Origin of the sequence: Enterococcus thailandicus (assembly GCF_001886265.1) — a bacterium.
Lineage (GTDB): Bacteria > Bacillota > Bacilli > Lactobacillales > Enterococcaceae > Enterococcus_B > Enterococcus_B thailandicus.
In genome coordinates this window covers 46,301-59,384 of sequence record NZ_JXLE01000007.1, presented here as the reverse complement: position 1 = coordinate 59,384, position 13,084 = coordinate 46,301, and the positions used below count along the sequence as shown (strand labels likewise).

General features: G+C 36.0%; 9 protein-coding genes, 1 riboswitch and 2 other annotated features. Of the genes, 1 reads left to right on the top strand and 8 read right to left on the bottom strand.

What is annotated here, in order from left to right:
• The 4 genes from RV17_RS06505 to mgtA form a co-directional block, all read right to left on the bottom strand.
• Positions 1–1,074, bottom strand: coding sequence for a methionine ABC transporter ATP-binding protein (locus RV17_RS06505; RefSeq protein WP_067485239.1), 1,074 nt, complete (start codon positions 1,072–1,074; stop codon positions 1–3).
• Between the two features lie 63 nt (positions 1,075–1,137).
• Positions 1,138–1,376: a binding site (T-box leader), on the bottom strand.
• Positions 1,377–1,412: 36 nt separating this feature from the next.
• Positions 1,413–1,651 (bottom strand) — a binding site (T-box leader).
• A 69-nt stretch (positions 1,652–1,720) separates the two neighbouring features.
• Entirely contained in the window at positions 1,721–2,398 is a 678-nt protein-coding gene (locus RV17_RS06500) for an HAD family hydrolase (protein WP_071868790.1), read from the bottom strand.
• Between the two features lie 237 nt (positions 2,399–2,635).
• Positions 2,636–3,952 (bottom strand): glycoside hydrolase family 73 protein, encoded by a 1,317-nt coding sequence (locus RV17_RS06495; RefSeq protein ID WP_067485245.1) that lies wholly within the window; start codon positions 3,950–3,952, stop codon positions 2,636–2,638.
• Positions 3,953–4,165: 213 nt separating this feature from the next.
• Positions 4,166–6,814, bottom strand: coding sequence for a magnesium-translocating P-type ATPase (mgtA, locus tag RV17_RS06490; protein ID WP_067485248.1), 2,649 nt, complete (start codon positions 6,812–6,814; stop codon positions 4,166–4,168).
• Between the two features lie 374 nt (positions 6,815–7,188).
• Positions 7,189–7,365: riboswitch (M-box (ykoK) riboswitch) on the bottom strand.
• Positions 7,366–7,562: 197 nt separating this feature from the next.
• Between mgtA and ndk the strand changes: the two genes are divergently transcribed.
• On the top strand, positions 7,563–8,018 hold the full coding sequence (gene ndk, locus RV17_RS06485; protein WP_071868789.1) for a nucleoside-diphosphate kinase: 456 nt from the start codon (positions 7,563–7,565) through the stop codon (positions 8,016–8,018).
• Positions 8,019–8,534: 516 nt separating this feature from the next.
• Here ndk and RV17_RS06480 read toward each other — a convergent pair.
• From RV17_RS06480 to RV17_RS06465, 4 genes are all read right to left on the bottom strand, one after another.
• Entirely contained in the window at positions 8,535–9,404 is an 870-nt protein-coding gene (locus tag RV17_RS06480; RefSeq protein ID WP_067485253.1) for a helix-turn-helix domain-containing protein, read from the bottom strand.
• A 195-nt stretch (positions 9,405–9,599) separates the two neighbouring features.
• Positions 9,600–11,687, bottom strand: a complete 2,088-nt coding sequence (locus tag RV17_RS06475; protein ID WP_379903864.1) for an LTA synthase family protein — start codon at positions 11,685–11,687, stop codon at positions 9,600–9,602.
• An 87-nt stretch (positions 11,688–11,774) separates the two neighbouring features.
• Positions 11,775–12,182 (bottom strand): GNAT family N-acetyltransferase, encoded by a 408-nt coding sequence (locus tag RV17_RS06470; protein ID WP_071868787.1) that lies wholly within the window; start codon positions 12,180–12,182, stop codon positions 11,775–11,777.
• Positions 12,183–12,248: 66 nt separating this feature from the next.
• On the bottom strand, positions 12,249–12,833 hold the full coding sequence (locus tag RV17_RS06465) for a hypothetical protein (RefSeq protein WP_071868786.1): 585 nt from the start codon (positions 12,831–12,833) through the stop codon (positions 12,249–12,251).
• Positions 12,834–13,084 lie beyond the last annotated feature (251 nt).

Below are 13,084 nucleotides of genomic sequence, written 5' to 3'. Positions count from 1 at the left end.
TTATCTTCCCCCTTCAATCACTTTTATTTGTTCATTACGTTCACTCTTCTTCAATACTTGAACTGTCACACCTTGTTCAAATAAAAAGTCTAAAGCTTTTTGTCGTTGATTTAATTCACCCGCCAAAGTCACAATCAAACTCCCCAGCGGGACATCTTGAAGCAATTCAATGTTTCCGTAAAGAATGTTGGTCGTTACTTGATATTTACTGTAAAGTTGGGCGATTAGTGGCTCATTGGTTTGCTCTCCAACGTAAGACAGTTCCACTAGCCATTTATCATTGGTTTGCTCAGCAAAATCCGGATAAGCAGTAATTGTTTCTAGCGCCTGATCGATATGTGTTGCTGTTCGGATAAAATCTTTTGTTAATGCTTGTTTCGGACGACTAAATATCTGAATACTACTTCCTTGTTCAATAATTTTTCCCTCCTCCATCACCGCTACTTTGTTGCAAACTTCTTTGACTACTTGCATTTCATGAGTAATCAGCACGATGGTCAAGCCTAATTTTTGATTTAGTTGTTTCAATAAAGCTAAAATTTGAAGCGTCGTTTTTGGATCCAAAGCGCTAGTTGCCTCATCACATAATAAAATTTCAGGATCATTGGCTAAAGCTCGGGCAATTGCCACGCGTTGTTTTTGCCCGCCGGATAATTGATTTGGATACGCATTAGCTTTATCTGAAAGACCTACCAAATCCAATAATTCAGTCACTTTTTGTTGACGTTCCTGTTTAGATTTCCCTGTGTATTTCAATGAAAAATCAACGTTATCAAAAATTGACCGACTGTTCATCAAATTAAAATGTTGAAAAATCATTCCGATCTTTCTTCTTTTTTCACGTAACTTTTTTGGTGAGAGCTTGGTTAGTTCCACATCGTTGATCCAAACTTCACCATCACTTGGTGGTTGAAGTAAATTGATTACTCGAACCAATGTACTTTTCCCGGCTCCAGAATAACCAACAATTCCAAAAACATCTCCCTCATCAATCGTTAGATTCACAGAATCTACTGCGCGAATCTCCTGCCCCTTTTGTTGAAAGGTGACAGATATATTTCGTAAATCAATCATTCTTTCTCCTCCCTTATCGATACTAAAAAAAAGCATCCTCAAGCAAACGACTAGTGTCATTTACTTGAGGACGCCTTTTTGCGTGTTACCACCTCATGTTCGAACTGTACTCACGCACAATTCCTCTTCAAGTACAAACATACTCTAGCGTGCTATCGGACGCAGCCGTCACCGCCTTACAAATTGCTCGGGGTGAATCGCTCAATGGCCATTTTCCAAAAGTTTAATCTTACTTCTTCTCAGCATTTCGAAGCTCTCTGTTAAAGACTTTACCAATGTACTTACCATTTCATCGCGAAAAATATATAAAAAAAAGTCCTTTTACTAGCAAATGCTAGTAAAAGGACGACGTATCGTGTTACCACCTTTATTCGGAAGTTTCCTTCCCTCAGCCCAACGTCTCATCTGTAATGAGAGATTGGTGTTCGTTTTAACGGTCGAACGAATCCGAATTTGCCTACTTATCGACAAATTTTTCTCCAAGGCCATTTTCAACTTTTCTTATACTGAACTCTTTTCACCAGCCAGAGTCTCTCTACGCAGTCTCCAAGTTTACTTTCCTTTTCATCGAAAAATTATTTGGTTGTTGACGATTAATTTACAGGATGAACAAATGAAAGTCAAGCATAAAATTTATTCTTTTTTTCTAAGAATTTTTTGCTGTTTTTTTATTCACAAAATCAATAACAATTTTCAAATCTTTTCCTTGTTCGATAATTTGCAAGTTTTCTTTGTCTTTTTCCGAATAATTTCGTTCAAAACTTGAGTCAGGTATCAGAAATACGCCCATGCCTGCGCGAGAAGCTGAAGTTGCACCCACTAATGAATCTTCGACTGCAAAAGCCTCGTTTGCTACTAATCCAGTTCGTTCTAATGCTGTTAAATAAGGAACTGGTGAAGGCTTATTTTCAGATACTTCATCCCCAAAAGTAAACGTATCAAAATAGTCCATTAATTCAAACTGATTTAAAATGGCTGTTGCTCTTTCAGTAACAGTTGTCGTTGCTAAGCCAAGTTTAAAATTCTGTTCTTTTAAATAACTCAGTACTTCTTTCGCATATGGTTTAAGCTGGATTTCTCCGGTCGTTAGTTTTTCATAAAAAAATTTTTCCCGTTTTGCTCGTACTTCTTGTACTTTTTCTGGGCTGCCAGCTAATTGGACTAAAATATCAAAACTTTGTTTCCAATTCTTTCCACCCCAAGTATTAACGATTTCTTGTGGAATCTCGATCCCAAATTGTGCAAAGCCCCAGACCCAACCATCACGATAAGCTCTTTCACTATCAACTAATAGTCCATCTAAATCAAATATTGCGCCTTTCATTTCCCCACGGTTCCTTTCAAAAAACAATATCCTTAGTTTAGCATGATTCAGTCATAAAATCATCGACTGCATGGAAGTTTCACGAAAATTATTTTATTTTTTTCATTCCAAATCAAAAAAGAGACAGAGCGCCTATGCACTCTGTCTCTAAGTAGTTATTTTCTGACATTTTTTACTTGTTTGATGTTTGTAAAGCAACTTTGTTCTTCTTGAAGTTTCTGCTCAAACACCTAACGCTTAGTTGCCGTAAAAACCGATTCCTTCGTAGCGCCAACCTAATTTCACTAAGTAATCTCTTTCTTTTGTACTCATTGTGTAATGATGCGTTCCTGTTTGTTCATTTGGATTGAACAGACGCAAGATCGCTTTTGAACCGCCAGAGTAAAAACTTAGTCCTTCATAACGCCAGCCTAGTTTTTTCAAGAAATTGATTTCTGACTGGGCTGCCGTATAATGATGGTCGCCACTGTTTGGATTATACATCCGATACACTTTTGTTCCGCTGTTTGGTGCTAACCAAGCCACACCTTCATATTTCCAACCAATTTTTGGTAAAGAATTTTTTTCACCCTCATTTAGAGAATACAAATGTTCACCAGTATTTGGGTTGTATAAACGATACATTGGTGATGTAGGTACTTGAGGTTGACTGTCATACTGCGTTAAATTATAGGTTTCGATTACACTGTTTAAGGTTGTTGCATAGTTTGGTGCTGTCGCATAACGTCCCGTTAACCAGGCTGTCGCATCTTTGTAAGATTTTGTGTTACTTTTCCATGCGCCCGAATAATAATAAACGCCAGATTGGAATGAAGTTGTTTTTAAAATGTGCACATTATCTTCTAGAGATTGTTTATAGGATGGATATTTTCTAAACGCAGCATTTACTGTAATCCATTGACCATTAACAAACTCTGCTGTTGGAAAAGTTACCGATTGGCCATTATAGCTACCTTTAATTCCAAATAAATTATAATTTGGTGCAGAAGCTAATTGACTCTTTCCCCAACCACTTTCCACAATCGCTTGAGCAATCATGACGGAAGCATACAAATCATTTTGGCTTGCTAGCGTTCTTGCAGAGGGAGCCACGCTGTCAATGAATTGCTGTTGTGTATTTGATGATGAACGTGCAAAGCGTGAAGCAATAGAAACTTCAAATTGTGAAAGGTCTGTTTGCGTTGTGTGAACAAGTACCTCTCCGTCATCCAACTGATTCTCCACTGTTTCTGTAGCCTTTGTTGCTTCTGTTGCTTCCGTAGATTGTTCCTCTGATTCAGGAGCTGTTTCTTCCACTGCTGAACCAGTTGCTTCTGTTATTTCGCTTGATTCTACAGCAGTTGCCTCTGTTGTACTAATAGTCGAGCTATTTTGTGTCTCAAGTGCACTCTCTTGTGTTTCAGTTCCAGCTATTTGATTCTCATATGTGCTAACTGTTGATTGCGCAATTGCTTCATTGCCTGTGCCAACTTCATCTGCAAAACTCACAGGAGCAGCAGTTGAAACGATTCCGCCTAGTACCATCACACTAAGTAAAAAATTCGTTTTTTTCATTTTTTCTCCTTTATTCCTCATATTTTTTATTGGATGTATGTATCACCTATCTTTTATTTTAACAAAAAAACATATCCGCCTTAAGGGAAATTTAAAAATGACACATTCCAGTAATGTTTTGTAACTTGATTGAAACTAAAAAACACAAGCAAATGCAGAAGACTTTTCTTGAGAAAATTACTCCGCATGCTTGTGCTTTTCTTAACCTTTAAATTACAACAGTTCACCAAATTTGTGGATATAATATTTTTTAACTACCGTAACCAGTGTTAAATAAGCTAAAACTGTTACGATTAACCAAATCCAATAACTACCTGGTAATGGCATCAAACCTAGCTCTGCACCAAAACTTGTGAATGGTAAAACAGAACCAACAGCAATGCCTAACGTAGTAATTGCTGTCATAGCAAAGGTTGCGTTGCTTTGGATAAATGGTAATTTTGGTGTGCGTAACGCATGTAATACTAACGTTTGTGACCAAAGTGATTCCACAAACCAACCTGCATGGAACAACGCAATAAATGCTACTTGTTGTGTGCCATTCAATGTGTGGAAATCTCCTCCAATAACCGCTGGACAAATAACAAAGTACATCAATAAATACGTTGTAATATCAAAGACAGAACTTGTTGGACCAAAATACACCATAAACTTGCCAATACTTGAAGCTTCCCATTTTTTAGGTTTTACTAAATATTCTGGATCCATTTTATCCCATGGTAAGGAAATGCAAGACACATCATAAATCAAATTCAAGAATAAAATTTGTAAAGGCAACATTGGCAAGAATGGCAAAAAGGTGCTGGCTATCAAAACGGAAAACATGTTTCCAAAGTTTGAACTAGCTGTCGCTTTGATATATTTCATGATATTTCCGAATGTTTCCCGACCCGCTAATAGTCCACGCTCTAAAATCATCAAATCTTTTTCTAATAAGATGACATCTGCTGATTCTTTTGCAATATCGACAGCTGTATCAACCGAAATACCGATATCGGCCACTTTCATCGCAGGAGCATCATTGATTCCATCTCCCAAGAACCCAACTGTGTGTCCATTATTTCTAAGTGCTGTTGTTAGGCGTGCTTTTTGTTGTGGATTTAGTTTTACAAAAACATCATTTTCATCAACAACCTGTGAAAGTTGGTGATCATCCATAGAAGCAATTTTTTCTCCGGTGATTAGCTCATCGATTTCTAAGCCAACTTGACGACAAACAGAACGTGTTACTAATTCGTTATCTCCAGTCAACACTTTAACAGCCACTCCGTGATCTTTCAATGCTTGCAATGCTTGTTTCGTTGTTTCTTTTGGTGGATCAAGGAACGCTAAGTAACCAATCAACACCATGTCTGATTCATCTTTGACTGAGAATTCTCCAACTACACTAGGATTTGTTTTTTGGGCTACACCAATTACACGTAATCCATCTTCATTAAGCGCTGTTACCTTTTCTAAAACTTCCTGTTTTCTTTCCTTCGTTAAAGGTGTAACTTCTCCTTCTAAGTCAATAAACTTAGAAATGCTCAACATTTCTTCAATCGCGCCTTTGGTAATCATTTGTGTCTTGCCTGTCACATCTTCTACGACGACACTCATGCGACGACGTTCAAAATCAAATGGAATCTCATCTATTTTTCTGTAACGCGTGTTGGTTGTATCAAGGGTTTCTTCAGCTTCGTCAATAATCGCGACATCAAGTAAATTTTTCAAACCTGTTTGATAATAACTGTTTAAATACGCATGGCGTAATACCCGATCGTCTTCAGCGCCTTCACAATTCATGTGGTATTCTAAGATAATTTTATCTTGAGTTAACGTTCCTGTTTTATCAGTACATAAAACATCAATTGCGCCAAAGTTTTGAATCGCACTCAAATTTTTGATAACTGTCCCTTTTTTTGCCATCACACTAGCGCCTTTAACCAAGTTCGTCGTAACAATCATTGGTAACATTTCTGGCGTTAGACCGACTGCAACAGACAATCCAAATAAGAAAGCTTCTAGCCAATCTCCTTTAGTTAATCCATTAATGACAATCACTGTGGGTGCCATCAAAGCCATGAACTTGATCAATAACATAGATGTTTTATGGATACCTAATTCAAAGTTGGATTTAATTGGTTTTTCAGATAACGTTTGTGCTACATGACCAAACAAAGTTTGATTTCCCACAGCTACGATAATTCCTGTGGCACTTCCGCTAATTACATTACTTCCCATAAACGCTAGGTTTTCATAGCTTGTTTCATTCTTATTCCCATCTATCGCAACTACGGCATTCTTTTCAACAGGATAGCTTTCACCTGTCAAAGCTGCTTGAGAAATAAATAAATCTTTTGCAGAAAGCAATCGCATATCTGCCGGAATCATATCGCCTGCAGATAATCGAACCAAGTCACCACAGACGATTTCTTCCATTGGAATCTCTTCGTATTTGCCTTGACGTTTTACTGCAGCGGTCACTTTTACTAATGATTTTAATTTTTCAGCTGCTTGGTTTGAACGAACTGATTGAATCAAAGTCATTGTGCCACTCACAATTACCATACTAAAAATAATAATTACACCGAATAGATCCTTCTCACCTGGAGCTGGTAGTAAATACTCTGTAATAAACGAAATAATCCCTAAAGCAATCAATACTAAGGTAAATGGTGTAATATAAGCCTTCAACACTTCAATTAAAAAAGGTGTTTTCTTTCCATATGAAATCGTGTTATCTCCATAGACTTCTTTTGATTGTTCGATTTGTTCTGTGCTCATTCCTTTTTCACTGCTATGGAACAAGTCAAATAATGCGCGTTCGCTTTTTTGTGCAAAATTTGCATATAATTTTTGCGTATCTTTCTTTTTTTCCATTGTATTCTCTCCCTTGTATCAGAAAAACAAACTTTTACAATTTTGTTTTTCGTATTTTTCGGGTCAAGAGAGAAGCATTTTTACATAAGTGGGCTGAAAACAGATAGATAATAGTTTCAGCAAACTTTTACTTTTCTCTAATCCCCTCGGTTTCGGTAAACTGTCATCCATTTGTTCTCATCTCCTTTATGCTTTCATAAATCTGTTCTTTTTCCTTACAAAAATTCACTCGTACTTGTCGCATCAATGTCCCAACAAAAATCAGCTCCCTTACTTTGCCGGATTACTAAAATTTAAACTGTTAGGTTGGCAACAAAAAAACCTTCCACCAAAAACTCAGCGAAAGGTTGAAATAAGCACAGCAAAAAGAAGCTATTTCGATCTCATCGTTGAGTTTTGACACTATACAACGTAAAAAGCAAATACCTCTGCCTTTAGCTACCTTATGAAAAGCCTTAGATCGACAATTCCTGTTCTACCCATTGGCGTCTCTCGACATTTTTGGGCAGTAGCCTGTGTTTGTATAGGAGCCTCACCTAACAAATCTTATTTAGTTTTCCAGTGGTTACTGTAACAACGATTTACAGAAATGTCAAATCTATTTCTCAAATTTTTCCTTTTTTCCTAAATAAAGCGTATTCATTTTTTAATTTATTTAACAAAAAAATGTTTTTTCGAATTTCATTTGTCATAAAAGCTTTCCATTACTATAATAAAATTATAGTAATGGACAAAAGGAGTGATCTTTATGGAACACACGCTTGTGATTATCAAACCAGATGGTGTCCGTCGACATCTAATTGGCCGCATTATTCAACGATTTGAAGAAAAAGGGCTAACAATCGTTGACATGAAACTAGCAACAATGACTCCAGAACTTGCCAAAGAACACTATCAACACTTAGCTGGTCGTAGCTTTTTTCAAGAGTTAATCGACTACATGATCTCTGGACCTGTTGTTTATCTTGTACTAGAGGGCGATGATGTCATTGATATCGTCCGGAAAATGGTTGGCGCAACCAAGGCTGTGGATGCACTGCCCGGAACGATTCGCGGAGATTTTGCAGTTCCTGGAACAGCAAACATTATCCATGCTTCTGATTCTCGTGATGCTTCAAAAAATGAGATTGCTCGATTCTTCCCACCAGCACATTATCAATATGAACAGGAAGCTGTGCTAGAAAGCAGCAGTTTACCATCTTAAAACACGCTATCAAAAGCTAGGATATTCTACTTCTAGCTTTTTTTATTTTTCCACAACTAACTGCTGATTGGCGTCATTCAACAATGCTTTTTCTCCAATAAAAATCCATTAAAATGACTTCTCAAAATAATCTATGTAAGTAACATTTTCTTAAATAATTGCGCCCTCCTACAGTTAGTCGATCATTCGTTCTTCTGATAACTTGAACCTATTGTAAAATATAAAGTACAATTTTGAGTGCCTGTTCACTATCTTCTCTGGGCTAAGTATTTTGCATCACAACCTTCTTCTAGATGTCCTCAAAATAATTCATAACTGTCCAAAAACATGAAAAGCTATTTTTGTCAGTTGCTCATTATTTTTTTTGAGCTGATCGCTTGAAGCCACAACCTCTATTCACGGTGTTCCCTAGCAACTCCTTCGGCAATAAGTCCTCTTTTCATAAAAATATGAGAAACTATTTTTAGAAAAGCATCCTTATTGCTTGAAGCTGACCGCTTGGAGCCACAACCTTTTTTATGGCAAAAGCACACGAAATTGCTCTTCCAACTGCCTACGTTGCTCTCTCCCCAAGCTATACTCCAAAACAGAAAACAGTTGATTGCATTCATCCTCATCAATCAACTCACCCAATCCAACAAGAATCAGTTGTTTTTGATAATTCATCATTAATGTTTCGTAAATAATTAAGTTCTTAGCTTTGGCTGCAAGGCTTCTTGCTAAATCATCATTGACATTTCGCGCTTTTTTAAATCGTTTTTTCGCAATGTAATGCGTAGTCAAGTTTAACAAAAACAAATCCATATACTGATCAGGATTATTTGTCAGAGAAAAATTCCGCATTCTCTTCTTGATTTTCACATAATTACTTTCGATGAAAGACTCGCTAAATAAAAAGGGTAATTCAGCTAGAATCGTCATCTCAAATTGGCTGTATTCTTGTATTCGCATAAAGTAATCCTCAATTTTTTTACATTCATAGCGTAAAAATTCAAACTGTAGTTCTTTTTGGAGTTGACTATCTGTTTTTAAAAACATGTGGATATTCAAAACTAAGTAATATAAATCTCCTGTTTGCTTGAACCGTTTTCGATTGTTCCCTACTTCCTTGTACGGATCAAAATTTTCTTCTTGTACCTTACTAAGCAGGCGTCTGGTTCTTTTGCTTTTTGTTGGTTCTTCCAATCTATGTCGCAACACTTCATACTCTGCCAAAGAAACGTTTAGGCGAGCCAAGATTGCTTGTAATGTCGTAAATGCGATTTTTCTCACTGTTCCTTTTTCCAGACCTACTAATGATGTCTTTGAACAAATCCCCTCCGCTAACTCAGCTTGAGTTAATTTTTTACTGATTCGAAGGCTCCTAATCAATCTCCCGTCATGCATCGCTTTGTTCCTCCTCAAATTATTATTCTGTCGGTTAAATGAATGACCAACAGGTTTAGCAATTTTTCTGGTACGTATAATGAAAAAATCACTAGGTTCACTATTTACATACGTAAAAAAGGAAAAAAATATCAAAACATAAAAAAAACTTCTGAAAAACAAAAGTTTGTTTTTCAGAAGTTTAAAGTAGCTGATTCAATTCCCAGTAGAATCTGTAATTTTTGGATATAGGTTCTTAGTCGTTTTATTTCCATTTTTTGAATAAACGCTGGTTGAAGCTTTTCCTTTTTGCTGTTCAATTGTTTCATTTTTTTCTGCTTCTTTTTGATAATCAATTTTTTGTGGATCAACTGTTGTAAATCCATCTGGCACATAAAAACGTAATAAGTTTTCTTGATTCAATTTATCTGACAAGCTTAAAGCTTTCTTCACTTTGTCTTGATCTTTCGTGATTTCTTTTTGAATACCCAGAGCTTCAGTATCTAGAATTTGCCCTGATTTATTATCATACGTTTTATTCCCCAAAACAGTGTAATTTGGAGTAACAAAATTACCATTTCTAAAAGCAACTACTTGGTCATGTTTAGCAGACAATAAATCTGTTCCAAAATGAACATAATTTTTATCATCTACACCGACCAAATGAAGTAGCGTTGGCAAAACATCAATCTCGCCACCATACGCGTGACTGACTTTCCCGTTTGTGTATCCAGGAATGTGAAGCATCAATGGCACTCGTTGCATCTGTGCATCATCGAATTCGCTCCAAGTCTTCTCATCTTTGCCTAATACTGTAGCTAAATCTTTGTTATCTGAATTTGAAATCCCAAAATGATCACCATAAATAACAAACATTGAATTTTGATAAATACCTGAGGCTTTCAAATAAGTGAAAAATTGTTCCAATGATTGGTCAAGATAATGGGCTGTTCGCACATAATTATCAACTGTACTGTTACCAGTATTTAAACCTGGAAAATCAAAATTCTTATCATCAGTATAATAAGGCGTGTGATTGGTTACAGATAAGAATTTTGTATAAAACGGCTGTTGCAAATGTTCAAGATAGCCGACTGATTCACTGAATAAATTTTTGTCTAAAATACCATAGCCTAAAGTTTCATCCGCTTCTTCAAAGTAAGAACGGTCAAAGAAATTATCATAACCCAAGTTTTTGTACACATGATCTCGATTCCAAAAACTAGCAACATTTCCGTGGAACACGGCACTTGTGTAGCCTTGGCTTTGCTTTAAAATAGCTGGTGCAGCTTGAAAAACATTATCAGAACCTAGTTCAGTAAATAACGACCCTTGTGGTAAACCAAATGTGCCCGTTTCTAGCATATTTTCAGCATCACTCGTTTTTCCTTGGCCTACTTCATGAAAGAAATTATCAAAACTAATTGTTGCTTGATTATCAAAAATACTATTAAGAAAAGGTGTCACTTCTTGACCATAAACCTTCATATTGATCAAAAATTGTTGAAAGCTTTCCAAATGGAGCACAATAACATTTTTCCCTTTTGCTATTCCAAACATACTTTTATCTGGTTCTGCGTAATGCTCTTTCGTATAATCTAAGACCTCAGTGATTCCGTTGCTACTTGCATGCGCGCGAACACTGCTTGTCATTCCCGTTTTGATGCCATCGTAAATCGTATATGCATCAATCCCTAGATATTTCACAATATAAGAACGATCGAAAGTTCTTTGTAACAGTTGAGGACGGTTCGCTTCACTCAACGCTAAGTTTCCAGAAAAAATAAACACAGCCAAACAACTTATTGCAATCGCCATTGGTTTCTTAACTGGTTGACTTTTAATGGGTACATTTTTGACAATTACCCAAATGAGCAAACCAAGAAAGACCAGAATATCCAACCAATATAAAATATCGTGAGGTTTCATTAAAGAAAACGAACTTCCTGACAGTCCTTGTGACACTTTCGAAAAACCTAAAACTGATTTAACTGTAATAAAATCAGTAAATTCTCGATAAAAAATAATATTGCAATATAAAAGAGCTGTATTCAAAATATCTAAAAACAATAGTAGAAATAGCGCTGGCTTTGTTTTTTTTACATACAAAGATAGTCCAAATAATAACAGCGTCGTTGCAACTGGATTAATCCATAAAATAAATGTTTGGATGATTCCCTCGACACCTAAGGAAAAATCAATATAGTAGGCTAAAAGAGTTTTTAACCAAAAAAATACACCTGCCAAAATAACAATAAACAAACGATTTTGACACCACGTTTTGATTGGAGTCACGATTATCACTTCTCTCTATTCGCTTTTGTCGTACATTTTGAACTTAAAAAATGAGAATAAGCTAAAAGACTATTTTTTTTAATAAATTTTTATATTTTAAGATAGTTTAACAAAAGCGACTGTATCACCTTTATCTGCCGAAATAAAGCCACATTTTTCATAAAAATGACGTATAGCTGGCGCCTCTTCCGTCAGTAATACTTTTTGACGAACTGCTTGATATTTCAACAAAATTTGCTGCATCAGTTCAAACCCGATTCCTTGATTTTGAACTACTTTTTTGACTAAGATATCTTGAATATAAATAATCGTTAGCCCATCGCCCACAACACGAATCAACCCAACTAGTTCGTCCTCTTTCCACGCAGTGATAACGGATAAGGAATGTTGAACGGCTTGCTGTAGTTGCTCGATATCTTTCGTATAGGCTGTCCAGCCAGCGTCTTCATATAACCCTAATAATTGCTGTTGTGTTAGTTTTTTCGTTGCACGATAAGAAATCATTTTCTCCCTCTTTTCCAAAAAAAAGCTGTGACAGTTGTCACAACTTTTCTTTTCACTATTTTTTGATCACTGGCTCGTCCCAGAAAGATGACTACTTGTGGATGAACTTTCAGACGAATTTGTTGCCGGTGGTACAGTCGTTGAGCCAGTTGTTGTTTTCGGATGACTGGAATCACTTGTTTTCGTTGGCGTATTTGTCTTTTTCCATTCCGCTAAGCGACTGGCCACGACTTTTTTATCTACTTTGTCAGAGTACCCTTTTGTTACTTTTCCATTTTTTAATCGGGCTAGCTTCTCTCCCGAATTTGATAACAGTAAAACGGTCAGTCGTTTATCTTTAAATTGATATTGTCTCAAGGAAATCGCACTTAAAACATCGTCGATATTTGTAAACTGGTTGTCTTCTTTTCCTTTTGGTAAATAAATCACTAATTCGCCTTGATCATAGTCGGCTTCAAATTTATAGTCCTCCCACCAATAAGTTGAGAATTCTTTTCTAAATTTATCTACTGATTCTTTGCTTGCAACGATTTTTTCCGTTTTTGTATGAACTATTTCTGTTGTGATTCGTCCAGAAATCGTTACAGATAGAATAAGCAAAAGGAAAAAACCAATTAACCAAAAGAGAAGAACAGGACGCTTCTTTCTCATACCTTCTTCCACTCCTATTTGAATTTACCTGTTCTATTATATACAAAAAATGAAATCTAAAGGTAAAAAACCTGTAAAAAAACAATAAATAACTAGCTGCTTTTTTTAATAAACAAACTATCGTTGAAAAGACAACTTGACTATAAAATTTCATAGTAATCAATAACACTTTTTTCTAGCGAAAAAAAACTGTGCTTAAATCTTTACGTGATTTAAACACAGTTTTTATTTTATTTTTGATGATCTGAGTA

What these genes read in the sequence shown, in the direction of transcription:
- RV17_RS06505 (WP_067485239.1), bottom strand. Translation starts at nt 1,074, where the DNA reads ATGATTGATTTACGAAATATATCTGTCACCTTTCAACAAAAGGGGCAG.
- RV17_RS06500 (WP_071868790.1), bottom strand. Translation starts at nt 2,398, where the DNA reads ATGAAAGGCGCAATATTTGATTTAGATGGACTATTAGTTGATAGTGAA.
- RV17_RS06495 (WP_067485245.1), bottom strand. Translation starts at nt 3,952, where the DNA reads ATGAAAAAAACGAATTTTTTACTTAGTGTGATGGTACTAGGCGGAATC.
- mgtA (WP_067485248.1), bottom strand. Translation starts at nt 6,814, where the DNA reads ATGGAAAAAAAGAAAGATACGCAAAAATTATATGCAAATTTTGCACAA.
- ndk (WP_071868789.1), top strand. Translation starts at nt 7,563, where the DNA reads ATGGAACACACGCTTGTGATTATCAAACCAGATGGTGTCCGTCGACAT.
- RV17_RS06480 (WP_067485253.1), bottom strand. Translation starts at nt 9,404, where the DNA reads ATGCATGACGGGAGATTGATTAGGAGCCTTCGAATCAGTAAAAAATTA.
- RV17_RS06470 (WP_071868787.1), bottom strand. Translation starts at nt 12,182, where the DNA reads ATGATTTCTTATCGTGCAACGAAAAAACTAACACAACAGCAATTATTA.
- RV17_RS06465 (WP_071868786.1), bottom strand. Translation starts at nt 12,833, where the DNA reads ATGAGAAAGAAGCGTCCTGTTCTTCTCTTTTGGTTAATTGGTTTTTTC.